The sequence below is a fragment of the Dyella humi genome (genome assembly GCF_044904605.1).
Taxonomy (GTDB): Bacteria; Pseudomonadota; Gammaproteobacteria; order Xanthomonadales; family Rhodanobacteraceae; genus Dyella_B; species Dyella_B humi.
Window position 1 is genome coordinate 661388 of record NZ_JADIKI010000021.1, and the last position, 24549, is coordinate 685936.

General features: G+C 61.6%; 24 protein-coding genes. 17 read left to right on the forward strand and 7 right to left on the reverse strand.

The genetic code is table 11. The features are described from left to right. Window position 1: 1 nt before the first annotated feature. The 5 genes from ISP18_RS03520 to ISP18_RS03540 all read left to right on the forward strand — a co-directional run bounded on the left by ISP18_RS03520 (window position 2) and on the right by ISP18_RS03540 (window position 3427). Entirely contained in the window at window positions 2-376 is a 375-nt protein-coding gene (locus ISP18_RS03520) for a GntR family transcriptional regulator (RefSeq protein WP_380017058.1), read from the forward strand. After that, window positions 373-1230 (forward strand): ABC transporter ATP-binding protein, encoded by an 858-nt coding sequence (locus tag ISP18_RS03525; RefSeq protein ID WP_380017060.1) that lies wholly within the window; start codon window positions 373-375, stop codon window positions 1228-1230. Before ISP18_RS03520 ends, ISP18_RS03525 begins: the two co-directional genes overlap by 4 nt. Then, window positions 1227-2198 carry an ABC-2 transporter permease gene (locus tag ISP18_RS03530; RefSeq protein WP_380017062.1) on the forward strand — a complete coding sequence of 324 codons (972 nt, stop codon included), beginning with the start codon at window positions 1227-1229 and terminating at the stop codon, window positions 2196-2198. Before ISP18_RS03525 ends, ISP18_RS03530 begins: the two co-directional genes overlap by 4 nt. 70 nt (window positions 2199-2268) lie before the next feature. Beyond that, the gene (locus tag ISP18_RS03535) at window positions 2269-2775 is read left to right on the forward strand and encodes a hypothetical protein (RefSeq protein ID WP_380017064.1); all 507 of its coding nucleotides are present in this window, start codon (window positions 2269-2271) and stop codon (window positions 2773-2775) included. 127 nt (window positions 2776-2902) lie between these two features. Then, the gene (locus tag ISP18_RS03540) at window positions 2903-3427 is read left to right on the forward strand and encodes a hypothetical protein (RefSeq protein WP_380017066.1); all 525 of its coding nucleotides are present in this window, start codon (window positions 2903-2905) and stop codon (window positions 3425-3427) included. Between the two features lie 66 nt (window positions 3428-3493). Here ISP18_RS03540 and ISP18_RS03545 read toward each other — a convergent pair whose 3' ends face one another. Beyond that, window positions 3494-4891 carry a class II fumarate hydratase gene (locus tag ISP18_RS03545; RefSeq protein ID WP_380017068.1) on the reverse strand — a complete coding sequence of 466 codons (1398 nt, stop codon included), beginning with the start codon at window positions 4889-4891 and terminating at the stop codon, window positions 3494-3496. A 102-nt stretch (window positions 4892-4993) separates the two neighbouring features. Between ISP18_RS03545 and purB the strand changes: the two genes are divergently transcribed. Together purB and ISP18_RS03555 are read left to right on the forward strand one after the other, a co-directional pair. Continuing rightward, window positions 4994-6361, forward strand: coding sequence for an adenylosuccinate lyase (gene purB / locus ISP18_RS03550; RefSeq protein WP_380017070.1), 1368 nt, complete (start codon window positions 4994-4996; stop codon window positions 6359-6361). Between the two features lie 67 nt (window positions 6362-6428). Beyond that, window positions 6429-7178, forward strand: a complete 750-nt coding sequence (locus tag ISP18_RS03555) for a sulfite exporter TauE/SafE family protein (RefSeq protein WP_380017072.1) — start codon at window positions 6429-6431, stop codon at window positions 7176-7178. Between the two features lies 1 nt (window position 7179). On the opposite strand, the gene ISP18_RS03560 is transcribed toward ISP18_RS03555, so the two are convergent. Next, on the reverse strand, window positions 7180-7794 hold the full coding sequence (locus ISP18_RS03560; RefSeq protein ID WP_380017074.1) for a hypothetical protein: 615 nt from the start codon (window positions 7792-7794) through the stop codon (window positions 7180-7182). An 82-nt stretch (window positions 7795-7876) separates the two neighbouring features. On the opposite strand from ISP18_RS03560, the gene ISP18_RS03565 reads away from it, so the two are divergent. From ISP18_RS03565 to pilH, 8 genes are all read left to right on the forward strand, one after another. After that, entirely contained in the window at window positions 7877-9088 is a 1212-nt protein-coding gene (locus ISP18_RS03565) for a JmjC domain-containing protein (protein WP_380017076.1), read from the forward strand. Further along, window positions 9085-9597 carry a DUF7931 domain-containing protein gene (locus ISP18_RS03570; RefSeq protein ID WP_380017078.1) on the forward strand — a complete coding sequence of 171 codons (513 nt, stop codon included), beginning with the start codon at window positions 9085-9087 and terminating at the stop codon, window positions 9595-9597. The genes ISP18_RS03565 and ISP18_RS03570 overlap by 4 nt, the downstream gene beginning before the upstream one ends. Window positions 9598-9860: 263 nt before the next feature. Continuing rightward, on the forward strand, window positions 9861-12704 hold the full coding sequence (locus ISP18_RS03575; protein WP_380017080.1) for a 2-oxoglutarate dehydrogenase E1 component: 2844 nt from the start codon (window positions 9861-9863) through the stop codon (window positions 12702-12704). An 18-nt stretch (window positions 12705-12722) separates the two neighbouring features. After that, window positions 12723-13922 carry a 2-oxoglutarate dehydrogenase complex dihydrolipoyllysine-residue succinyltransferase gene (gene odhB / locus ISP18_RS03580; protein WP_380017082.1) on the forward strand — a complete coding sequence of 400 codons (1200 nt, stop codon included), beginning with the start codon at window positions 12723-12725 and terminating at the stop codon, window positions 13920-13922. A gap of 120 nt (window positions 13923-14042) precedes the next feature. Then, window positions 14043-15467 carry a dihydrolipoyl dehydrogenase gene (lpdA, locus tag ISP18_RS03585; RefSeq protein ID WP_380017084.1) on the forward strand — a complete coding sequence of 475 codons (1425 nt, stop codon included), beginning with the start codon at window positions 14043-14045 and terminating at the stop codon, window positions 15465-15467. Window positions 15468-15582: 115 nt separating this feature from the next. Further along, window positions 15583-16179, forward strand: a complete 597-nt coding sequence (locus ISP18_RS03590; protein ID WP_380017609.1) for an LOG family protein — start codon at window positions 15583-15585, stop codon at window positions 16177-16179. 14 nt (window positions 16180-16193) lie between these two features. After that, window positions 16194-17198 (forward strand): YhdH/YhfP family quinone oxidoreductase, encoded by a 1005-nt coding sequence (locus tag ISP18_RS03595; protein WP_380017086.1) that lies wholly within the window; start codon window positions 16194-16196, stop codon window positions 17196-17198. 71 nt (window positions 17199-17269) lie between these two features. Beyond that, window positions 17270-17635 carry a twitching motility response regulator PilH gene (gene pilH / locus ISP18_RS03600; RefSeq protein WP_380017088.1) on the forward strand — a complete coding sequence of 122 codons (366 nt, stop codon included), beginning with the start codon at window positions 17270-17272 and terminating at the stop codon, window positions 17633-17635. 72 nt (window positions 17636-17707) lie between these two features. Here pilH and ISP18_RS03605 read toward each other — a convergent pair whose 3' ends face one another. Both ISP18_RS03605 and ISP18_RS03610 read right to left on the reverse strand, forming a co-directional pair. Then, a complete protein-coding gene (locus ISP18_RS03605) occupies window positions 17708-18604 on the reverse strand; it encodes a DnaJ C-terminal domain-containing protein (protein ID WP_380017090.1) in 897 nt (298 codons plus the stop codon). Window positions 18605-18710: 106 nt separating this feature from the next. Further along, window positions 18711-19163: an Hsp20/alpha crystallin family protein gene (locus ISP18_RS03610; protein ID WP_380017092.1), complete on the reverse strand. Its 453-nt coding sequence runs from the start codon at window positions 19161-19163 to the stop codon at window positions 18711-18713. Between the two features lie 139 nt (window positions 19164-19302). Here ISP18_RS03610 and ISP18_RS03615 point away from each other — a divergent pair, with 139 nt between their 5' ends. Further along, the gene (locus ISP18_RS03615) at window positions 19303-19791 is read left to right on the forward strand and encodes a peroxiredoxin (RefSeq protein ID WP_380017094.1); all 489 of its coding nucleotides are present in this window, start codon (window positions 19303-19305) and stop codon (window positions 19789-19791) included. A 157-nt stretch (window positions 19792-19948) separates the two neighbouring features. After that, window positions 19949-20236: a hypothetical protein gene (locus ISP18_RS03620; RefSeq protein WP_380017096.1), complete on the forward strand. Its 288-nt coding sequence runs from the start codon at window positions 19949-19951 to the stop codon at window positions 20234-20236. A gap of 86 nt (window positions 20237-20322) precedes the next feature. Here ISP18_RS03620 and gyrA read toward each other — a convergent pair whose 3' ends face one another. From gyrA to mtnA, 3 genes are all read right to left on the reverse strand, one after another. Next, complete coding sequence (gene gyrA, locus ISP18_RS03625; protein WP_380017098.1) at window positions 20323-22935, reverse strand: DNA gyrase subunit A; 2613 nt, start codon at window positions 22933-22935, stop codon at window positions 20323-20325. Between the two features lie 138 nt (window positions 22936-23073). Then, entirely contained in the window at window positions 23074-23484 is a 411-nt protein-coding gene (locus ISP18_RS03630) for a GtrA family protein (protein WP_380017100.1), read from the reverse strand. Next, on the reverse strand, window positions 23481-24500 hold the full coding sequence (gene mtnA, locus ISP18_RS03635; RefSeq protein ID WP_380017102.1) for an S-methyl-5-thioribose-1-phosphate isomerase: 1020 nt from the start codon (window positions 24498-24500) through the stop codon (window positions 23481-23483). The genes ISP18_RS03630 and mtnA overlap by 4 nt, the downstream gene beginning before the upstream one ends. Window positions 24501-24549 lie beyond the last annotated feature (49 nt).

The window sequence follows — 24549 nt, forward strand, 5'->3', positions numbered from 1 at the left end:
CATGTCCATCACCTGGAACGACAGCGTCCCGATCTATCGCCAGCTACGCGAACGCGTAGTGGCGATGATCCTGGACGGCGCCTTGAACGAGGGCGACCCGCTGCCGTCAGTACGCCAGGTGGCTGCGGATTTTCAGATCAATCCGCTCACCGTTTCCAAGGCGTACCAGGAACTGGTCGACGACCAACTTGTAGAGAAAAGGAGGGGGCTGGGCATGTTCGTCACCGACGGAGCGCGCGAGGCGCTGCTCAAATCCGAACGCGAGCGCTTTCTGCGCGAAGAATGGCCGGCACTGTACGCACGCTTGCAGCGCCTGGGGCTGGACCTGAAAACCCTGATGCGCGAAGCGCAGCAAGACACGGAGAATCCGTCATGAATGCGGTCGTCACCGCCAGTGGTCTGAGCAAGCGCTACAAGAATGCGCTTGCGCTGGACAACGTAAGCTTCCAGATTCCGGCCGGACGCATCGTAGGCCTGATCGGCCCCAACGGTGCTGGCAAGACGACCGCGCTGAAAGCCATCCTGGGCCTCACCGATTTCCAGGGCCAACTCAACGTACTGGGTCTGGACCCGCGCACCCAACGTGACCGGCTGATGGAAGAAGTCTGTTTCATCGCCGACGTCGCCGTGCTGCCGCGCTGGATCCGCGTGCACGAGGCGATCGACTTCGTCGCGAATACCCATCCGCGCTTTAACCGCGCCAAGTGCGAAGCTTTCCTGGCCCGCACCAAGCTCACGACCAACCAGCGCGTGCGGCAGATGTCCAAAGGCATGATCGTGCAGCTTCACTTGGCGCTGGTAATGGCGATTGACGCCAAACTGCTGGTGCTGGACGAGCCTACGCTGGGTCTGGACATTCTCTATCGCAAGCGGTTCTACCAGAACCTGCTGGAAGACTATTTCGACGAGAACAAGACGATCATCGTCACCACGCATCAGGTGGAGGAGATCGAACATATCCTCACCGATCTGATGTTCATCCGCGACGGCAAGATCGTGCTTAACACCGACATGGACGCCATGGGCGAACGCTTCGCCGAAGTGATGGTGAGCGCCGACATGGCCGCCACCGCGCGCCAGCTCAAGCCGCTGGATGAGCGCCAAGTGTTCGGCAAGAGCATCTTCTTGTTCGACGGTGTCGATCAGACGCAGCTCAAGGCGCTGGGCGAAATCCGCCGGCCTTCGGTCAGCGATCTGTTCGTCGCCACCATGAAGGGGACCTACGCATGAACGCAAAGACACTTTATTGGCTTATCAGGCGCGAATTCTGGGAGCACCGCGGCGGCTTTATCTGGGCGCCGGTGATCACAGGGATCGTCTTTCTGGTGCTGAACCTGATGGGCATTGTGGGCGGGGAAGTGTTCGGCTCTCGCCACGGCTTCCACTTCGGCCCGATGGAAGGCAATGACCTTGCATCGAAGCTTCAATCGCTCGATCCGCATCAGGTGCAGCAAGTGAGCGCCGCCCTGGATCTGGCCATGCTTTCGTCCAGTTTCCTGATCAGCGTGGTGTTTGCCTTCGTAGTGTTCTTCTACTGCCTAGGCTCGCTCTACGACGACCGACGCGATCGCAGCATCTTGTTCTGGAAATCGCTGCCGATTTCCGACACGGCCACCGTGCTGTCCAAGGTTATCGCGGCCGTGCTGATCGCACCCATCGCGGTGGTGATCTGCGGCGTGATCACCGGCATCGTTATGCTGCTGCTGTTCGCTATCGCACTATCCTTCCATGGCGTGAGCGTGTGGTCGCTGCTGACGTTGGCGCATCCGTTCCAGGTGGTCGGCTTCCTGATCGGCAGCATTCCGCTGTATCTACTGTGGGCCTTGCCGACCGTGGGCTGGTTGATGCTGTGCTCGTCCTGGTCCAGAGCCAAGCCGTTCCTGTGGGCAGTGGTGATTCCGGTGGCGCTGGGCGTGATGATCAGCTGGTTCAACCTGCTCGGCTCGGCTGGCTTCAAGAGCACCTGGTACTGGCGCGATATCGTGGCACGCGTACTGTTCAGCGTGTTTCCGGGCGGCTGGCTGCGCGATACCGCTGCACAGCGACTGGGCGACAATCCCGAAAACATCGGCAACTTCTTCACCCTATCCAACTCCTACGCTGTGCTGGCTTCGCCGGATATCTGGATTGGCGCAGTAGCGGGTGTTGCGATGCTCGCCGGCGCTGTATGGTTCCGCCGCTGGCGCGACGACAGCTGAAAACGCCAGATTGCAAGTTGGCAATCCATGATCTGAAGGGGAACACATCATGAAATGTCAAAGGATGATCTTGCTGCTGGCCCTGTGTGCAGCCCTTGTGGCCTGTGATATGCCCAACTTCTCGTATGGCGGCAAGAACGGCAAGATCACGTTGAACGGCAATCTGCTGACGCTGCACGTCGACGGCGTGCCGAATGCAACGCTTGGCTCCTTGGGGGACTTCAACATCGACGGCAAAGCCGTGCCGCTTTCCCCACCGCAACGTGGTCTGCTGATGCTGTATTACCAGGGCGTCATGGACATTCGCGAGCAAGCGCTTGGCATGGGCAAGGCCGGCGCAGCAGCTGGTGTGGAAGCGCTGCAAAACTCCATGAGCAGCAAATCCGACCCGAACGAAAAAAAGAAAATTGATGACGATGTCTCCTCACAGACGCATCAGCTTTCGCTGAAGATGTGCCAGGACGAATCCAACCTCAAGACGGTTCAAGATCAGCTCATCGCACAGATTGCAGCATTCAAGCCCTATGGAGATATTTTCCCCGGCCGAAGCATCGATGAATGTATGAAGGACGACTAGAGAACACTGTCATGCGGTGCACGAGTGATGGCGAGGCTACCTAGCACCACCTGCTTCAGCTGCTGGCGCAACAACGTCTGATCCGCCATGCTTTCGCACCAACATGATCCGCACTTGGGGACGCATCATGAATTACCGACGGTCAATAACCCTGCTCGCACTATGCACCGCTATCAGCGCTTGCAATACGGCCGATACCACCATGATGGATGGGGGTATCACGCTCAAGGACAATATCGTAACGCTGCACGTCGATGGTGCGCCCGACGCACTAATCGATTCGAATGGTGCATTGCAGATAGGTGGGCAAATCGTGCCCACCACGCCCGCACAGCACGGCCTGCTGATGCTCTACTTCCAGAATGTCGCGGATGTGCATCAAACCGGCACGAATATGGGCAAGATAGGTGCGAACATCGGCGCCAAGGCGTTAAAGGACTCATTGGATGGCAAGTCGAAGGCCGAAAAGGACCGGAATGCCGAGGCTGGTGCCGACCAGCTAAAGTCACTCTCGCAGAATATATGCCGCGACGAAGCTAACATCAAGAACGTGCAGGATCAGCTTGCCGCGCAACTCCCTGCGTTCAAGCCTTATGGGAATGTCGTCAGCGTTGGCGACGTCGAGGATTGCAAAAAGGATAAGGACGACTAACGCCTTCCCTCATGACCGTCATTCCGCAAAAGCGGGAATGACGGTCATGAGAATTACGTGGCGGCATCACCCGCCGCCACTTCCGCCGCCGTGTATGCCGCCTTTGGTTAACGCACGCGGATCGAGCAACTGCTTCAATTCTTCTTTCGAAAGTCCCGACTGCTCCAACGCCACATCCATGATCGGTCGCTTCTCTTTGTAAGCCTGCTTGGCAATCGCTGCACCTTTCTCGTAGCCAATCACCGGATTCAACGCGGTGACCAGAATCGGATTCATCGCCAAGGCCTGGTTCACACGGTCGGTGTTCACGCGGAAACCGTCAATCGCCTTGTCGGCAAGCAACCGCGATACGTTGGCGAGGATGTGGATCGACTGCAGCAAGTTGTAGGCGATCAGCGGCAGCATCACGTTGAGCTGAAAATTGCCGGACTGGCCGGCAACGGTGATGGCTGCATCGTTGCCGATTACCTGCGCGGCCACCATCGCGGTGGCTTCCGGAATCACCGGGTTGACTTTGCCAGGCATGATGGACGAGCCCGGTTGCAGCGCCGGCAATTCGATCTCACCCAACCCGGCTAGCGGTCCGGAGTTCATCCAGCGCAGGTCGTTGGCGATCTTCATCAGCGCGACCGCCAGCGTCTTGAGCTGGCCGGAAAGCTCCACCGCGGCATCCTGCGCCGCCATGCCTTCGAAATAATTGGCGGCCGATTCGAAGCGCACATCCGTGAGTTTCTTCAGCTCGCGCGCCACAGCGGGACCGAATTTCGGATCGGCATTGATGCCCGTGCCGACGGCCGTGCCGCCCAATGGCAGTTGGCGCATGCGCTTGAGGCTGTCCTCGATGCGTTCGATCGCTGATGCAATCTGCGCCGACCAACCCGACAACTCCTGCCCGAACGTCACCGGCATCGCATCCATCAAATGCGTGCGTCCCGTCTTGGGCACGTTGCGTAGTTCGCGTGCGCGCCGATCGATGACACGATGCAGGTGTTTCAGCGCCGGCAGCAGTTCCTCGTGCGCGGTCAGCGTGGCGCTCACATGGATGGCGGTGGGAATCACGTCGTTGGAGCTTTGCCCGTAATTGACGTGATCGTTCGGGTGCACCTTGGTGCCGGCTTTGGTGGCGAGGTGCGCAATCACCTCATTGGCATTCATGTTGGTGCTGGTGCCCGAGCCGGTCTGAAACACGTCGATCGGGAACTGGTCGTCATGCTGGCCCTCGGCCACGGCCAGTGCCGCTTTGCGGATGGCGGCCGCCTGCCCTTTCTTCAGATAGCCCAACGCCAGATTGGCCTCTGCCGCCGAGGTCTTGATCAACCCGAGCGCGCGGATGAACGCGCGTGGCAGATGCAGGCCGGAAATCGGGAAATTGTCGATCGCGCGCTGGGTCTGCGCGCCGTACAGCGCCTTGGCAGGCACCTTCAATTCGCCCATGCTGTCATGCTCGATGCGGAAATCAGCCATGGTTCGCCTCATGCGGTGGGGGATCGGCCGACTATAAGCCCGCAAACGTTAGCGGCGGAGCAATGTAAAATGGCCGATTCTGATCCTCCTGGAAGCTCCCCGATGTCCACCCACACCCTCACCGCCCTCTCGCCGCTGGACGGCCGCTACGCCGGCAAGACCGAAGCGCTGCGTCCGATCTTCAGCGAATTCGGCCTGATGCACCGTCGCGTGCAGGTGGAAATCGAATGGCTGCTGGCGCTGGCCGCCGAAAAGGGTATCGCCGAGCTGCCTGCTTTCACGACCGAGCAAATCGCCAAGCTCAAGGCAATCGCCAGCGATTTCAGCGTCGAAGACGGTGCGCGCATCAAGACGATCGAAGCCACCACCAATCATGACGTGAAGGCGGTGGAGTATTTCATCAAGGAACGCATCGGCAACGACGAAGCGCTGGCGCAAGCCAAGGAATTCGTCCATTTCGCCTGCACCAGCGAAGACATCAATAATCTTTCCTATGCGCTGATGCTGCGCGATGCGCGCACGCACGTGCTGCTGCCTTGGCTGGACAAGATCATCGCCACGTTGCGTGAACTTGCACATGTAAACGCCGCGCTGCCGATGCTGTCGCGCACGCACGGGCAAACCGCTTCGCCCAGCACGCTCGGCAAGGAATTGGCCAACGTCGTCGCGCGCCTGGAGCGCCAGCGCAAGCAGCTCGCAAGCGTGGAAATTCCCGGCAAGATCAACGGTGCCGTGGGCAACTACAACGCGCATGCCATCGCCTACCCGGAAGTGGACTGGCGCGCCTTCTCGCAGCGCTTCGTCACGGGTTTGGGGCTGGACTACAACCCGTACACCACGCAGATCGAGCCGCATGACGGCGTGGCCGAATACTGCGATGTCGTGCGCCGCGCCAACATCATCCTGATCGACCTGGCGCGCGACGTATGGGGCTACATTTCGCTGGGCTATTTCAAGCAGGCGTTGAAGGCGGGCGAAGTGGGCTCGTCCACCATGCCGCACAAGGTCAATCCGATCGATTTCGAAAACGCCGAAGGTAATTTCGGCCTCGCCAACGCGCTCCTCAGTCATTTCGCGGAGAAGTTGCCGATCAGCCGCTGGCAGCGCGATCTCACCGATTCCACGGTGCTGCGTGCGCTCGGCACCGCCTTCGGCCATACGCTGGTGGCGCTGGAATCCCTGCAAAAAGGCCTGGGCAAGTTGAACGTGAATGCCGAGCGCATCGCCACCGATCTCGACGCAAGCTGGGAAGTGTTGGCCGAAGCCGTGCAGACGGTGATGCGTCGCTACGGTTTGCCCGAACCTTACGAGCAGTTGAAAGCGTTGACGCGCGGTCAGGGCATTACGCGCGACTCGATGCGTCAGTTCATCACCGGCCTTGCCTTGCCAGAAGATGCCAAGCAACGCCTGCTCGACCTGACGCCGGCGACTTACATCGGCCTCGCGACCGAACTGGCAAAGGCGGTCTGAACCGCCGGACCGGACAAACCCAAGGGGTATTTGTCATGATGCCCCTTGCACGGTTTGAACGAGCGTCATGGCGCCTCTTTCCGAATTTCTGATCTTCACCGGCATCGGTGCGCTTGCCCAATTGGTGGACGGCGCACTGGGCATGGCCTACGGCGTGACGTCCGCCGGCCTGCTGCTGGGCTGGGGCCTACCGCCTGCGCTAGCGAGCGCCAGCGTGCATTACGCGGAAACCTTCACGTGCGGCGCGTCGGGAATCAGCCACTGGTGGGCGGGCAATGTGCAGCGACGTTTGTTCCTCGCGCTCGCCATTCCCGGGGTGATCGGCGCCGTTATCGGCGCCACCCTGCTGACACACATGCCGCCGACTTGGATCCGGTATTTCCTCACGCCCTATCTGCTGACGATGGGCTTGTTTCTGGTGTTCCGCACCACCCGCCGCAAAGACCGCCGAACCGATGTGCCGCGCGGCACGGGCGTGCTGGGTTTCGTCGCGGGATTGCTCGATGCGGCGGGCGGCGGCGGATGGAGTGCACTCACCGTCACCACGATGGTGGCGCGTGGACAGGAACCGCGCATGGTGATCGGCAGCGTGCATCTGGCCAAATGCATCGTGAGCCTGGCGGCCAGCATTACCTTTCTGCTCAGCATCGGGGAAAGCAAGCTGCATGTGGTGCTGGGCCTGATCCTGGGCGGCGTGATTGCCGCGCCATTCGGCGCTTGGCTGGTGCGGCGACTGCCGTCGCGCGTAACGACCCTGATGGCCGGCCTGACCGTGCTGGCGCTTGGCATATACAACTTCTATCGGCTATTGCGCTGAACTATCGCGACAGGTCGCAGATCCAGTTCACTTCCCAGTTCCTGCCGCCGTCCGGCGAAAACGACTGTTCCATGTGCGCTGCGTGCGGCGAAACGTTGAGCCACATCCAGCGCACCAGCACCACGCGGCCGTTCCAGGTGATGCGGTTGTAGAACTCGCCACGGTTGCCGTGAAACTGCCCCACGACGGGGGCAGCAGGATCAAGTTCGGCGTTGTCCAAGTCCAGGCCGTAGATGATCCATTGATGTGTTTGCGGGTTGTACATGCGCAAGGTCTGCGCCTTGATGTGCAGCTTCTTGTCGGTGCTGGTGACCTCGAACTGCTCGAAGTTGGCGTTGGTGTCGAGCAGTTTGTGATGGTTGGAGATACCGTCGTACTCCACCCAGGCGTGGGAACCGTTGAGCCGATCTGGCAGGCGGCGGACATGAGCTTTCCAGTCGCCGATCAGGAAGTCGAAATCATGCGAGCCATCGCGCTGCGGCCCAGCGAATATGGCCGTTGGATCGGTCGCGATATCCGTCGCCGCGACCGGAAAGGCGGCGGCTCCCATCAGCCATACCAAGCCCGACATCAACGATACGATGAACTTCGGTGCAGCCCGTCTCAGCACAGCCATGCCGTACTCCCGTTGCGCCCGAATGGATGGGTGGAGCGGAGGCTACGCTTATCATCCGGCGGATTCCATACAATGCCGGCCTATGACGCTTTCACATACCTCTCGCAAGCCGCTGCCCATCGAAGTGCGCGGCACGTCTCGGCTACCCTTGGGCATGACGCCTGCCCAATTCCTGCGCGACTACTGGCAGAAACGGCCGCTACTGATCCGCAACGCCTTTCCTGACTTCAACACGCCGGTCGAACCCGAAGATCTGGCCGGCCTCGCCTGTGAGGAAGGCGCGCTCTCGCGCCTGATCCAGCACGACGAAGCGCGTGACCACTGGCGGGTAAAGACTGGCCCGCTCAAGGAAAGCGACTTCGCCAAGACCGGCAACGCCAACTGGACGCTGTTGGTGCAGGACGTCGACAAGTGGGACATGGACGTGGCCGCCCTGCTCGATCACTTTGCGTTTCTGCCGAGCTGGCGCGTGGACGATGTGATGATCTCCTACGCCGAACCCGGCGGCGGCGTTGGCGCGCACGTCGATCAATACGATGTGTTTCTGCTGCAAGGCCTGGGGCAACGCCATTGGGCGATCAGCACCGATCCAGACGCGCCGAAGGAATTCCGCAGCGACGTGGAGCTCAAGCAGCTCAAGCACTTCGAGTCCACGCACGAATGGCTGCTCGATCCCGGCGACATGCTTTATCTCCCGCCCGGCGTCCCACACGATGGCGTGGCCTTTGGCGGCCCTTGCATGACTTTCTCCGTCGGCATGCGTGCGCCTTCGCAGGCCGAACTTATAGGCGATCTGGCTGACTACCTGGCCGAGCATCTGTCGGAAGATCAACGTTACGCCGATCCGGATCTCGCGCCCGTGAAGCGCAACGGCGAAATCGACAAGGCTGCGCTGAAGCGTGTGCGTACCGCCGTGCCACTTGCGACAACCCTGGATGACGCCACGCTGCTCGACTGGTTCGCCCGCTTTATGACCCGCTACCGCACCGCGCAGACACCCCTGGCACCCGCCAAACCGATGAACGAGGCGGCGCTGATGAAGCAATTGACCGGCGGAGCTTCGCTGCTGCGCCATCCGTGGTCGCGCATGGCCTGGGCTCAGGTGGGTTCGCGCTGCACGTTGTACGCCAGCGGCCATGCGTATCCGGCATCGGCACAGTGGGCGACGCAGCTATGTGCGCACCGTGTTCTGCAGCCGCCGTTCGACGTGTCTGCAACCGATAGTGCGCTGCTGCTGGCCCTGATCAATGACGGCCACCTGATCCTTCGCCGCCTGCGCGGACGCGGCGCGTGAGCACGCCATCCGATCAACCGAACGAAGGTCCGCAGGCCGTATCAGGCCCCGAGGCCATCGCCGCCATGCGGCTACAGGTACTAGCGGCGGCCCGCTTCAGGCTGGCAATCCACCTACCGGTGCTGCCTGCCACCGTCTTCAGCAGCGCCGACGAGCTGGCCGAGCTGCGCCGTATCGCGATCTCCGGCCGCGGCGCCGAGATCCGCATCCTGCTGGGCGACACAGCCGCCGCATCGCGCGCAGGCCATCGCCTGCTCGATCTCGCGCAGCGGCTGCCCAGCGCTCTGCGCATCCGCACTCCAGGCGATGACGACGAAAGCAGCGAGATCAACACGAGTGCCTGGCTGCTCAATGACACCGGCGGCTACCTGTTCCTGCCCGATGCCGATCGATGGGAGGCCCGCGCCGCCCTGCGCGACGGTCCGGGGCACGCGCCGCTGCTGCTGCAATTCGAGCAGATATGGGAACGCGCCCCACCCGCTACCCTGCTGCAGCCGCTGGACTTGTAAACCGCGGGCGCCATGCCCAGACATGACGACGGATGCGGGACATTGCCTCGGACCAGCCCCTCCCCATGCTTACAGGGGGAGGGGCCTTCCCCGTACACATGCGGAACGAATGTCAAACGGGAAAGCGTATGGCGAGCCACTCCGCTTGCGTCGGCTTGCCGCAGTGCGGAAGCCACAGGCTATAATTAACAGGATTTTTCGCCGGCGAACCGGTCCTACGACAAGGCGGTTCGCTGAGGCTTCCCTTCCCTGCCGGTGGTGACGTGAGCACAAACCTGATCCGCGAGTTTTTCGAATCCTCGCAACTCGCAGGCGGCAACGCCGATTATGTCGAATCGCTGTATGACGCCTGGCTAGCCGATCCCGCATCGGTGCCATCCGAGTGGAATACCTATTTCCAGACCTTCAAGGGCCGCGAGTCGGGGGATGTCTCTCATACCGCGGCCATTGCGCGTATAGAGGCAGCGCAAAAACAGCGCCCTGGCTACGTCGCGGCGGCACCCGTCAGCGATGAGCATGCGCGCAAACAGGCTGGCGTGCTGCGCCTGCTGACGGCCTACCGTTCACGCGGCCATCTCGCCGCCGATCTCGATCCGCTCGGCCTCGCGTCCAAGACGCACGCACCGGATCTGAACCTGGCCTTCCACGGCCTGTCCGACGCTGACCTCGACACCGAATTCGATTGCGGCAACTTCGCCGGCGGCGGCCAGCGTATGAAGCTGCGCGAGCTGTTCACCCGCTTGAAGCGCGTGTACACCAGCACGATCGGCGCGGAGTTCATGCACATCTCCGATCACACGCAGCGTAACTGGCTCTACTCCCGTCTCGAACAGGCCAACGGCAACGCCGGCCTGGATAAGCCCGGCAAGCAGCGTGTGCTCGACGGCCTCACCGCGGCCGAGGGCCTGGAACGTTACCTGCACACCAAGTATGTGGGCCAGAAGCGCTTCTCGCTGGAAGGCGGCGACAGCCTGATCCCGATGGTCGACGACGTCGTGCGCGCCGCGGGTGACAACGGCATCAAGGATCTGGTCATCGGCATGGCCCACCGCGGCCGCTTGAACATGCTGGTGAACATCCTCGGCAAGCCGCCGAAGACGCTGTTCAACGAGTTCGAAGGCAAGTTCGAACATCACGAGGATGACCCGGCCCATTCCGGTGACGTGAAGTACCACATGGGCTTCTCCGCTGACGTGCGTACGCCCAAGGGCGGTGTGCACGTGGCGCTGGCGTTCAACCCCTCGCACTTGGAAATCGTCAATCCGGTGGTGGCCGGTTCCGTGCATGCGCGCCAGGTGCGCCGTCGCGATACAGAGCGCACCCAATCGTTCGCGGTGCTGATCCATGGCGACGCCGCGCTGGCCGGCCAGGGCGTGAACATGGAATTGCTCAACATGTCGCAGGCCCGCGGCTTCAAGATCGGCGGCACGCTGCACATCGTGGTGAACAACCAGGTGGGCTTCACGACCTCCAACCCGCAGGACGCGCGTTCCACGCTGTACTGCACCGACATCGTCAAGATGGTCAACGCGCCGGTATTTCATGTGAACGGCGATGATCCGGAAGCGGTGATCCAGGTCACGCGCCTTGCGTATGACTTCCGCAAGGAGTTCCGCAAGGACGTGATGATCGACCTGGTGTGCTACCGCCGCCACGGCCACAACGAAGCGGACGAACCTGCCGCCACCCAGCCGGTGATGTACCAGGTTATCCGCAAGCGTCCTACCACGCGCGAACTCTACGCGCAGCAGTTGGTGAAGGATGGCGTGCTGGCCGAAGGCGATGCACAGAAGCTCGTCGATGGCTACCGCAACCGCCTCGAAGCGGGCGCGGCGATGACCGACCTGCACCCGTCGCTGACCAAGGACGTGGAAGTGGACTGGAGTCAGTTCATCGGCGGCAAGCTCTCCACGCCGACCAACACCACCGTGGCGAAGAAGAAGCTGGTGGAACTGGCCAACGGTATCCTCGATCTGCCCAAGGATCTGACTCTGCAGGCGCGCGTGGCCAAGATCTACGACGACCGCCGCAAGATGGCCGCAGGCGAACTGCCGGGCGACTGGGGCTTTGCCGAAAACCTCGCCTACGCCACGTTGATCGACGAAGGCCATAACCTGCGCATGGTTGGCCAGGATGCCGGCCGCGGCACGTTCTTCCATCGTCATGCCGTGCTGCATGATCAGAAAGATGGCCATACCTACATGCCGCTCGCTTCGCTGCGCCCGGATGCGAACGTCGAAGTGATCGACTCGCTGCTCAGCGAAGAAGCGGTGATGGGCTTCGAATACGGCCATGCCACCACCGATCCGTACACGCTCAACATCTGGGAAGCGCAGTTCGGCGACTTCGCCAACGGCGCGCAGGTAGTAATCGACCAGTTCATCAGCTCCGGTGAAGCGAAGTGGGATCGTTTGTGCGGCCTCGCGCTGTTCCTGCCGCACGGCTACGAAGGTCAGGGTCCGGAGCACTCCTCCGCGCGTCTGGAACGCTTCCTGCAAATGTGCGCGCTGGACAACATGCAAGTGTGCGTGCCGACCACGCCGGCGCAGGATTTCCACATGATCCGCCGCCAGATGCTGCGTCCGGTGCGCAAGCCGCTGATCGTGATGACGCCCAAGTCGCTGCTGCGCCACAAGCTGGCCGTGTCCACGCTGGACGAACTGGCCAACGGCAGCTTCCAACTGGTGATTGGCGAGCATCGCGACCTGCCGGCGAAGAAGGTCAAGCGCGTGGTGCTGTGCGCGGGCAAGGTGTACTACGACCTGCTGGAAGACGCGGAGAAGCGCGGCATCAACGATGTCGCCATCGTGCGCGTCGAGCAGCTCTATCCGTTCCCGCGTCCCGAAGTGGTGGCCGAGCTGGAGAAATACCCTTCCGCCAAGGAAGTGGTGTGGTGCCAGGAAGAGCCAATGAACCAGGGCGCGTGGTTCCAGATCCGCCATCATCTGCAGGCTTGCGTGAGCAGCAAGCAGAGCCTTTCTTACGCAGGTCGCGCGCGTTCGCCCGCGCCCGCCGTCGGCCATCTCAACGATCACGTGGCCGAACAGACCGCGCTGGTCGAACAGGCGCTGGTTGCACCGATCGGCGACGATCACTCAGCAGAATAACTACCCCAGGATTCAAACATGTCTACCGAAGTCAAAGTCCCTGTTCTGCCCGAGTCCGTCTCCGACGCCACCATCGCCACCTGGCACAAAAAAGCCGGTGATGCGGTCAAGCGCGATGAAAACCTGGTCGACCTGGAAACCGACAAGGTCGTGCTGGAAGTGCCCGCGCCGGTCGATGGCGTGATCAAGGAGCTGAAGTTCCAGGCAGGCGACACGGTGACCAGCCAGCAGGTGATCGCAGTCATCGAGGAAGGCGCTGCCGCGCCGGCTCCGGCACCTGCTGCTGCAGCACCTGCCCCGGCACCCGCGCCCGCCGCGGCTGCGCCGAAAGTTGCCGCCGCTGGCTCGGAAAATCTTTCCCCCGCCGGCCTGCGCGTCGCCACTGAAGAAAAGATCGATGTATCGCAAGTCGCTGGCACCGGCCGCGACGGCCGCGTCACCAAGGAAGACTTGGTGAACTACGCCAAGGGCGGCACTCCGGCCGCCGCTGCGCCGGCCGCGAAGCCGACACCGGGCGCACGTCCGGAAGAACGCGTACCGATGACGCGCATCCGTGCACGCATCGCCGAGCGCCTGATGCAGTCGAAGAACTCCATCGCGATGCTCACCTCGTTCAACGAAGTGAACCTCGCCGAAGTCACCAAGATGCGCAAGACGCTGGGCGAGCAGTTCGAGAAGGCGAACGGCGTGAAGCTCGGCTTCATGAGCTTCTTCGTGAAGGCCGCCGCCGAAGCGCTGAAGCGCCACACCATCGTCAACGCCTCGGTCGACGGTAACGACATCGTCTATCACGGCTACCAGGACATCTCCATCGCCGTGGCCACTGAGAAGGGCCTGGTGACGCCGGTGCTGCGGGACGTGCAGAACATGAGCTTCGCCGACGTTGAGCGCGGCATTGCCAACTACGCCAAGAAGGCGCGCGAAGGCAAGCTGGGTCTGGATGATCTGCAAGGCGGCACGTTCACCATCACCAACGGCGGCACCTTCGGTTCGCTGCTCTCCACGCCGATCGTCAACCCCCCGCAGAGCGCGATTCTCGGCATGCACACCATCAAGGAGCGCGCCATCGTCGAGAACGGTCAAGTGATCGCCGCACCGATGATGTACCTGGCGCTCAGCTACGACCATCGCATCATCGATGGCAAGGACGCGGTGCTGTTCTTGGTCGACATCAAGAACCAGCTCGAGAATCCGCAGCGCATGTTGTTGGGCATGTAATCGCCCGATGCCGGCCGGGGCGCGGTTGCCGCAGCCCCGGTCTGACCGGTGAGCCCCTTTCGAAATCCCTCACGCGCCGCCATATACGGCACGATTCCGCTCCCTAGGAAACCCCAAACCATGAGCGACAAATTCGACGTCATCGTCATCGGCGCCGGCCCTGCCGGTTATGTGGCTGCTATTCGCGCCGCGCAGCTTGGCCTCAAGACCGCTTGCGTGGATGCCTTTGTCGGCAAGGACGGTAAACAAGCCCTGGGCGGCACCTGCCTCAACGTGGGTTGCATTCCCTCCAAGGCGCTGCTCGATTCGTCCAAGCAGTACTTCAATCTGTCGCACAACCTGCCGGCGCACGGCATCAGCGTCGAGAACGCCAAGGTGGACATGGCCACGTTCATCGGCCGCAAGGACAAGATCGTCAAGCAGTTCACTGGCGGTATCGGCCAGCTGTTCAAGGCCAACAAGGTCACCCCGTTCTTCGGCAAGGGCAAGCTGCTGAAAGGCAACAACGTGGAGATCACCGGCAATGACGGCAGCAAGCAGACGATCAGTGCTACCAACGTGATCCTCGCTTCCGGCTCGGTGCCGATCGAATTGCCGTTTGCCAAGTTCGACGGCAAGAACATCATCGACAATGCCGGCGCGCTGGACATCAACGAAGTGCCCAAGCGCCTGGGCGTGATCGGCGCGGGCGTGATCGGCCTGGAACTGGGCAGCGTGTGGAATCGCCTGGGCGCCGAGGTCACCATCCTCGAAGCGCTGCCGGACTTCCTCTCGGTCGCCGACGCGGATGTCGCCAAAGTCGCCAAGAAGGAATTCGAGAAGCAGGGTCTCACCATCAAGCTCGGCGCCAAGCTCACCAAGGCGGAAGTAAAAAAGAACGAAGTCGCGCTCACCTATGAAGACAAGGACGGCGCACACGAGCTCACCGTCGACAAACTGCTGGTCGCCGTGGGCCGCCGCGCCTACACCGAAGGCCTGCTGGCCGACGACACCGGCGTGAAGCTGGACGAGCGTGGCCGTATCGTGGTGGACGAGCACAACCACACCGGCGTGGACGGCGTGTGGGCCATCGGCGACGCCGTGCGCGGACCGATGCTGGCGCACAAGGGCTCCGAGGAAGGCGTCGCAGTCGCCGAGTGGATCGCCGGCAAGGCCGGCCACGTGAACCTGGAAACGGTGCCGTGGGTGATCTACACCGAGCCGGAAATCGCCTGGGCCGGCAAGACGGAGAAAGAGCTGAAGGACGCCGGCATCCCGTACAAAATCGGCAGCTTCCCGTTCGCTGCCATCGGCCGCGCCGTGGCTATGAACGAGGCTATCGGCCAGGTGAAGGTGATCGCCCATGCCGAAACCGACCGCCTGCTGGGCGTGCACATGGTCGGCCCGGGCGTGTCCGAGCTGATCGCCGAAGCCGTGGTGGCGATGGAGTTCAAGGGCTCCGCTGAGGATCTGGCACGCATCGTTCACGCACATCCGACGCTCTCCGAAGCCGTGCACGAAGCGGCGCTGTCGGTCGACAAGCGCGCGATTCACAAAGGCAACTGAGGCGCCGTGCCATCATGAAGAACGGCCCGCTCGTGGCGACATGGGCGGGCCGTTTTTTATAGCCCCTCTCCCGGAGGGAGAAGGCTCACTCCCACCATCACGCGATATAACGCCCATGCCCCAACCCACCGCCCTCTGCGTCTATTGCGGCTCCAATTCCGGCAAGCATCCCGAATACGTGGAAAGCGCTCGCGTCTTCGGCACGGCGATGGCTCAACGCGACATCGCGCTGGTTTATGGCGGCGGGAAAGTTGGCTTGATGGGCACCGTCGCAGACGCTGTACTCGCTGCAGGCGGTAAGGTAGTTGGCGTGATACCACGCCAGCTCGTTGAACGCGAAGTAGCCCATCCGGGTGTAACGGAGATGCATGTGGTCGAGACCATGCATCAACGCAAGACGCGTATGTATGAATTATCAGATGCGTTCGTCGCCTTGCCCGGCGGCTTCGGCACGATGGATGAAATGTTCGAGATGCTGACCTGGGCACAGTTGGGCCTGCATAAATACCCTTGTGCTTTTTTTGATGTGCGCGGCTATTACACGCCATTGCGCGCAATGATGGATCACATGGTAGACGAAGGTTTCGTACGCACGGAGCAGCGCGAAAGTATTTGGTTCGGCGATAACATGGAGCAATTGTTCGACTGGATGTCCCACTATCAGGGCAGCTATGCCCCGAAGTGGATCGACAGCCGCAGTGTCGAAGCTTGATCGAGGGCTCCATCATGACCGCACTCACCGATTTTCCCGCCTTCCGCATACACAATGACGCCTCCGGCTATCGCGCCGCCATCGAAACCATGAGCGCCGATGCACTCAGTGCGGGCGAAGTGTTAGTGAAAGTCGCCTATTCGTCGGTGAACTACAAAGACGCGTTGGCAGGTACCGGCAAAGGCAAAATTCTTCGTCGATATCCGCTCAACGGCGGTATCGATGCAGCGGGTGTGGTGGTGGCCTCCACGGATCCGAATTTCAAGGAAGGTGACGAAGTACTGTGCACCGGCAGCGGTCTATCCGAGACGCAGGATGGCGGCTACGGCCAATACATCCGCTTGTCTTCGCTATGGGCGATTCGTTTGCCCATGAGGTTGAGCTTGCGCGAAAGCATGGTTCTCGGCACGGCCGGCTTTACGGCTGCACTGGCTCTGCTGCGCATGCAGGACAACCGCCAAACGCCTGCACTCGGTCCCATCGCTGTCAGTGGCGCCAGCGGCGGCGTAGGCATGCTGGCGATCGATATCTTCACGCGTGCCGGCTACGACGTGCATGCCATCAGCGGCAAGGTCGATCATTTCGATTTTCTGCGCAGTCTTGGCGCCGTCGAATGCATCGATCGCCATCAACTCACCTTCAGCGGCAAACCGATGGATTCGGTGCGTTTCGGCGGCGCGCTGGACAACGTCGGCGGCGCGATGCTCGCCGGCCTGCTGCCACTGATCACGCCTTACGGCAACGTCGCCATCTGCGGCAACGCCGGCGGCATCGCCTTTGACAGCACCGTGATGCCGTTCATCATCCGCGGCGCCAGCCTGCTGGGCATTGCCACTGCCGGAACGGCCCGCGATCTTCGCGATCAGGTGTGGCAACATCTGGCCAGCGACTGGAAGCCACGCCATCTCGACCGGATCGCCACCCGGGAAATCACGCTGGATCAGCTGCCGGAAGTATTCGAGCGTATGCTGTCGGGTGACTCGTTCGGTCGCACGATTGTGCGTGTGGGTCACATTTGACGCAGTCCGATGCTTGGAAGCATCGCCTCGGCGACATAGAATTAACGAAACGACTAGGGGATTCCCACCTTATGGCACGCATTCTGATCGTCGACGATTCTCCGTCGCAGCTTCTCGGTATCAAACGCATCGTCGAGAAGCTCGGCCATGAAACGCTGACCGCCGAAGACGGTGCCGCAGGCGTCGCCGTGGCAAAGCAAGAAAAGCCAGCGCTGATCCTGATGGACGTGGTGATGCCCAACCTCAATGGCTTCCAGGCCACGCGCACCATCAGCAAGGATCCGGAAACCGCACATATTCCGATCGTGCTGGTCACCACCAAGGACCAGGAAACCGACAAGGTGTGGGGCATGCGCCAGGGCGCGAAAGCCTATGTCACCAAGCCGATCAAGGAAGAAGAACTGATCGCGGTGTTGAAGGAACTGCTGCCCGCCTGATTGGCCTTCCAAACGAACGACAAAAACGGCGCCGCGAAGGCGCCGTTTGCGTTTCTACCGCCGTAAGCGTTTTCAGTGACGCGGATCGTAATGTGCGAATTGCGCGTGCAACGCCTCGTACGCCTGGCGTTGTGCATCGCTTTCCGCCAGCGGCACCCTGATCGACACCTCCACCAGCTGATCACCCGGCGTCTGTCCCGGCAGCCCACGTCCTTTCAGGCGCAGCTTGCGGCCCGACTGCGTGCCGGCGGGAATGCGCAAATCCACCGTGCCAGCCAGCGTCGGCACCGGCACGGTCGCGCCCAGCGCCGCCTCCCAAGGACTGACGGGCAAAACGTGCAGCACGTTGCGACCATCCAGCTTGAAGCGCGCATCATCCTGGATGCCCACCTCCAGTAGCAGGTCGCCGCTCGGACCGCCGCCCGCACCGGAATGACCCTGACCGCTGAGGCGGATCACCTGGCCCGGCTGGATGCCTGCCGGAATCTTCACCTCCAGCACGCGTCCCTGGCCACTGCCGTCGTCCAGGTTCAGGCGCGTGCGGCCGCCGTTGAAGGCCGTCTGCAAATCGATCTGCACCTGGGCGTGGACGTCACGGCCACGACGACCGCGCGGCGCATGACGGCCGCCTGCGGCGCGGCCGAACAGACTTTCGAAGAAATCGCTGAATTCGCCCTCGCCAGCGTCGCCGAAATCGAATCCCTGGCCCTGACCCCAGTTCGGCGGCGGGCGAAATTGCTCGCCCGGACGGTAGCCGCCCGCTCGCAACTGATCGTAGGCGCGGCGCTTTTCAGCATCACGTAGCACTTCGTTGGCTTCGTTGACCGCCTTGAATTTCTCTTCCGCGCCAGCTTCCTTGTTCTTGTCCGGATGGTATTTGCGCGCAAGCTTGCGATAGGCCGCCTTGATATCGGTCTCGCTGGCATCGGGCTTCACGCCCAGAACGTCATAGTAGTCTTTGAATTCCACCGCTATTCCTCAATCAATCCAGCACGCCATCGCGAATCCAACACGAGCGGCCCGCCGCGGATCATTGTCCGCGGCGAGCCGTCTACGCAACATCGAGTGATAGCGCTTACTGTGCCGTGTTGATGGTAATGCGGCGCGGCGCCTTTTCTGCTTTCTTCGGAATCACGATTTCCAGCACACCATGCTTGCCGGTGGCGGTGATGCTGTCGGCATCGGCGCTATCGGGCAGCGCAAAGCGGCGATGGAACCCGCCGTGTGCACGCTCCACACGCGTGAAGCGGCCGTTCTGTTCGGTCTTCTCGACCGTGCGCTCACCCTTGATGGTGAGAACGCCCTTTTCCATGCTCACTTCGATGCTGGCCGGATCTACGCCGGGAATGTCGGCATAGATCACGAAGCGCTGACCTTCTTCCTTGATGTCCACGCGCGGCGCCCATTGGTTGGTTATCGCATTGGAACCGTCGCCTTCTTCGTTCTGAAAGAAACGTTCGAACATCTGGCGGACATCGCCCGGAAGCGCGCTGGTGGCGCTCCAGAGGGTATTTCGACTGGCATGCATGACTGTTTTCCTCAAATGAATTGCGGCGTAGTCCCCGCTTGACAGCCACATAAGTGCCCGCGCGAAAAGTTTCAAGGCGACAATGCGGTAGGCCCAGCGATACCATGCCTGAAGTTGCCATGGCTTCAGCGAAGACCGCATGACCATCCAGATTGAACAAACCCTGCCGGACTTGGACATTGCCGTAATCGACGGCGAAGCCGACATCCAGCGCACCACCACCGCGCCCCTTTTCACCGGCCGGAAGGTCGTGCTGTTCGGCGTACCAGGTGCCTTCACGCCCACCTGCTCGGAACGCCATCTGCCTGGCTACGTCAGGCATTTCGATGTGTTCAAGGGGCACGGCGTTGAGGTGTACTGCCTGGCCGTCAACGACGCCTACGTGATGAAGGCCTGGGCGCTATCGCAGCACGTACCCGCCGGGCTCAAGCTGTTAGCTGATGGAAATGGTGCCTTCACCAAGTCGCTGGGCTTGGAGATGGACGGCAGTGCATACGGTATGGGCACGCGCTCGCGTCGTTTCGCGCTGTATGCGGAAAACGGCATCGTGAAAAGCCTGCATATCGAAAGCCCCGGCGAGCTGCGCGTGACGACGGCCGAAGCGATGCTGGATTCGATCCATCGATAATTCCTACAAAACGGCGAGATTTGGATCACACCCAGATCAAGAAATCTCCTACAGATTAGACCCAAGGGCGTCATAGTCGGTCCGGCGACTCGGCCACGCCCAGCCGGTTTGCGCAGGGAGGCGTCGACACGTCTGCCGGGCGTGCAGGAGATTCATCATGAAACATCGCAACCTATGCGTGCTATTGCTCGTGGCAGGCGCTCTTTCGTCGACGGCACAGGCCACTACGTCCTCAGCAAGTGGTGTGATCAGCTTCCATGGCTCCGTCATGAGGTCCACATCCATACCCGTCGCAGCCGAAGTCCCCTCGCAGGGCGATCCCGGAACAGCAACGACCGTTGAATCGCTGTCCCAGACACGCGCCAAGCTATCCAGCGACCTGCTGGACTATTTTGCGCAATACGCAAAAACCAACACCAAAGTCGTCAGTGTGGTCTATCAATGACGTCGTGCATGTGATGATCGCTGAGTACAACTGGCGACGAAACGAAAAAGCCCCGGACTAACCGGGGCTTTTTCGTCATGCCGAACTTATTCGTTCGGCTGTGGATCGGCTGGTGCGTCCGGCGCATCCGGTGCGGGCGAGACGCCTTCACCGGCTTCGACGTCGTCGCCATTGCTTTCATCCGCATCCAGGCGAACCACGCTGACCAGCGATTCCTCGGCGGGCAGTCGGATAAGCGTGACGCCCTGCGTATTGCGGCCAAGCTGCGACACTTCCATCGCGCGCGTGCGCACCAGCGTGCCCTGATTGGAAATCAGCATCAGCTCGTGCACGGTGGTCACTTGCGCGGCCGATACCAGCGCACCATTACGTTCGGAGCATTGAATGCCGATCACGCCCTGCGTACCGCGGCCCTTCTTCGGGAACTCGTCGAGCTGGGTACGTTTGCCGTAGCCGCGTTCGGTGGCGGTGAGGATGTCGCCCTCTTGCGCCACGATCAACGATACGACCTTGGCATTGTCGGTGAGCTTCATGCCGCGTACGCCGGTGGCAGTACGGCCCATCGGGCGCACTTCGCTTTCGTCGAAGCGCACGACCTTGCCGTTCGAGGCGAACAACAGCACGTCGCTGTTGCCGTCGGTGAGCATGACGCCGATCAGCGCATCACCCTCGTCCAGATTGATGGCGATCTTGCCTTTCTGCAGCTGATATTCGAACTCGGTGAGCGGGGTTTTCTTCACCGTGCCCTGCGCGGTAGCGAAGAACACGTAGCGATCTGCGCTGTACTCATGCACTGGCACCACCGCCTGCACTTTCTCGCCTTCGCCCAGCGGCAGCAGGTTCACCATCGGCTTGCCGCGCGCGTTCGGGCCCGCATCCGGCATCTGGTACACCTTGAGCCAGTAAACGCGGCCGGTGCTGGTAAAGGTGAGCAGCGTGTCGTGCGTGTTCACCACCCACAGTTGTTCGACGAAATCTTCTTCTTTCAGCGCAGACGCGGAACGGCCCTTGCCGCCGCGGCGTTGTGCGCGATAGGTATTGGCCGGCTGGCGCTTCACGTAGCCGGCGTGCGACACCGTGACTACCACGTCTTCCGGCGCGATCAGATCGAGCACATTGAGATCTTCCTGCGAAGGCTGGATCTCGGTGCGGCGCGCGTCGCCGAACTCCGCCTTGATGACCTCGAGTTCGTCGCGAATCACCGACAGCAGGCGTGCGGGATCTTCCAGGATCTCGATGAGACCGCGAATGGTTTCCAGAATCTCGCGGTACTCGTCGGAAAGCTTTTCCTGCTCCAGGCCGGTAAGGCGATGCAGGCGCATGGCGAGGATTTCCTGCGCCTGCGTATCGGACAGCTGATAGCCATCCCCCTTCAGGCCATCGCGCGGGTCCATGTCTTCCGGACGCGAGGACTCCGCACCCGCAGCGGCCAGCATGGTCGCGACCATGCCCGGCTGCCACTTGCGTGCCACCATGCGTTCGCGCGCTTCCTGCGGCGAGGCGGAGGTGCGAATCAGCTCGATCATCTCGTCGATGTTGGCGAGCGCGACGGTGAGACCTTCCAAGATGTGCGCGCGGGCACGAGCCTTGCGCAGTTCGAAAATCGTGCGGCGGGTAACGACCTCGCGGCGATGGCGAATGAACGCCTCGAGAATTTCCTTGAGGTTGAGCGTGCGCGGCTGCCCATCGACCAACGCCACCATGTTGATGCCGAAGGTGACCTGCAGCTGCGTCTGCTGGAACAGGTTGTTGAGCACCACGTCGGCCATCGAATCGCGACGGATCTCGATGACGACGCGCATGCCGTCCTTGTCGGATTCGTCGCGCAGTTCGGAGATGCCTTCGAGGCGTTTTTCCTTCACCAGCTCGGCGATCTTTTCGATCAGACGCGCCTTGTTTACCTGGTACGGCAGCTCGTGGACGATGATCGTTTCGCGGCCGTTGGATTCGGTTTCGATCTCGGTGCGCGCACGAACGAGGATGCGGCCGCGGCCAGTGCGATAGGCCTCGATGATGCCCGCCGCACCATTGATGATGCCGGCAGTGGGAAAATCCGGACCCGGCATGTGATGCATCAGTTCGTCGACGCTGAGCTCGGGGTTGTCGATCAACGCGATCGTCGCGGAAATCACCTCGGTCAGGTTATGCGGCGGCACATTGGTGGCCATGCCCACCGCGATGCCGGCCGAACCGTTCACCAACAGGTTCGGCACGCGCGTGGGAAGCACTAGCGGCTCGTGCTCGCTTTCGTCGTAGTTGGGGCCGAAGTCGACGGTTTCCTTGTCGATGTCGGCTAGCAGTTCATGCGTGAGGCGCGCCATGCGCACTTCGGTGTAACGCATGGCCGCCGCGTTGTCACCGTCGACCGAACCGAAGTTACCCTGACCATCCACCAGCATGTAGCGCAGCGAGAACGGCTGGGCCATGCGCACGATGGCGTCGTAGACGGAAGCATCGCCGTGTGGATGGTATTTACCGATCACGTCACCGACGACGCGCGCGGATTTCTTGTAGGGCTTGTTCCAGGTGTTGCTGAGCTCGTTCATGGCGAACAACACTCGACGATGCACGGGTTTCAGACCATCTCGAACATCCGGAAGAGCGCGTCCCACGATCACGCTCATGGCGTAATCGAGGTAGCTCTGGCGCATTTCGTCTTCGATATTGACGCGAATGACTTCTTTGGCGAGCTCTGCCATCAATAGGCTTCCCTGGTAACGAATAAGAGCCCTGTGACAGGCGCTGCGGGCGCTTGTCTGCAAGGGTCAGGCGGTAGGCGGCAATTGTATCACAACGGCATGCGAAAAGGCTCGATTTTCGCCTTTTTAATCAAGCATTTACGAGCCAGTTTTGGCGCGACGGAAAAGCAGCGTCCGGGCGGTCACGAAATTGACGAAAGCGGCGAAAATCGAGCCCACGCCGACGGCCAGCGCGGGCCACTTGTGCCAGCTCGGAAAGGCCATCAGACAGGCCACGTAGGCGGCGTAATTCACCGCCGCGCCGCCGCTCATCAGCGCCATCCAGTGCAGCCATTCCATGGCCAGCGAGCGTCCGCTGTGGCGTGTGGCGAAGGTATGGCTGCGATTCCACCACCACGTGACGGTGGCTGCCGCCAAAAAGGAAATCACGCGACCGGCGTATGGATTGAAATGCGCGAAGGTGACCAGCGTCTGCACGATGCCTGCGTCGACGACGAAGCCGATCGCTCCGCCGATCGCAAACAACATCACTTCGTGCCGCAGCCTCATGCGGCGAACACGGCCTTCATGCGCGCGAGCGTGGGATGCTCGATCACGCCGCGCTCAGTAACGATGGCGTCGATCAGCGACGCCGGCGTGACGTCAAACACCGGATTCCAAGCTTGCGCGCCCTCGACGACGGTGCGGCGCCCGGCCACGCTGAGCAGTTCGGCAGCATCGCGCAGTTCGATGTCGATGTCATCGCCCGAGGCCGTGGCCATGTCGACGGTGGACGATGGCGCCACCACCATGAACTTCACGCCGTGATGGCGCGCGACAATGGCGAGCTGATAGGTGCCGATCTTGTTGGCCGTATCGCCGTTGGCGGCGATGCGATCCGCGCCGACGATCACCCATTTCACAGCGCCCGATTTCATCAGATGTGAAGCGGCGGAATCGGCAATCAGCTTGGCCGGAATGCCGTCGCGCACCAGCTCCCACATGGTGAGTCTTGCACCCTGCTGCCAGGGCCGGGTCTCGCCAGCAAAGACATGATCGATGCGCCCGGCCGCGACGCCAGCGCGGATCACTCCCAGCGCCGTACCGTAGCCGGAGGTGGCGAGCGAGCCAGTGTTGCAATGAGTCATCACGCCGGAGCCTGGGACGATCAGGGCCGCGCCCAATTCACCCATGTGGCGGTTGGCGGCAAGATCTTCGTCCTGGATGGCCTGCGCTTCGCGCTCCAGAGCGGCCGTATCTGCGCCCGCAGCGATGCAGGCTTTCATGCGATCCAGCGCCCACATCAGGTTCACTGCCGTGGGACGTGCTGCGCGCAGCTCAGCCAACGCCTGATCCATCGGCGCGCCTCGTTGCGCAGCAAGCACTACGCCCCAGGCTGCACTGATGCCGATGGCCGGCGCGCCGCGCACCGCGAGGTCCTTAATGGCATGGATGACGGCCGTGTAATCACCGCAATCGAGCCACTTTTCCTCGGCGGGCAGCAGTCGCTGGTCCAGCAGGCGGAGATGATCGCCGCGCCATTGCACGGCGCGGATGGTGTCGTGAGCGGAGGCGAGATTAGTCATCCCGCTAGTTTATCAGCAATGCCCTTATCTCCTTGCGAGGGAGTTGTCG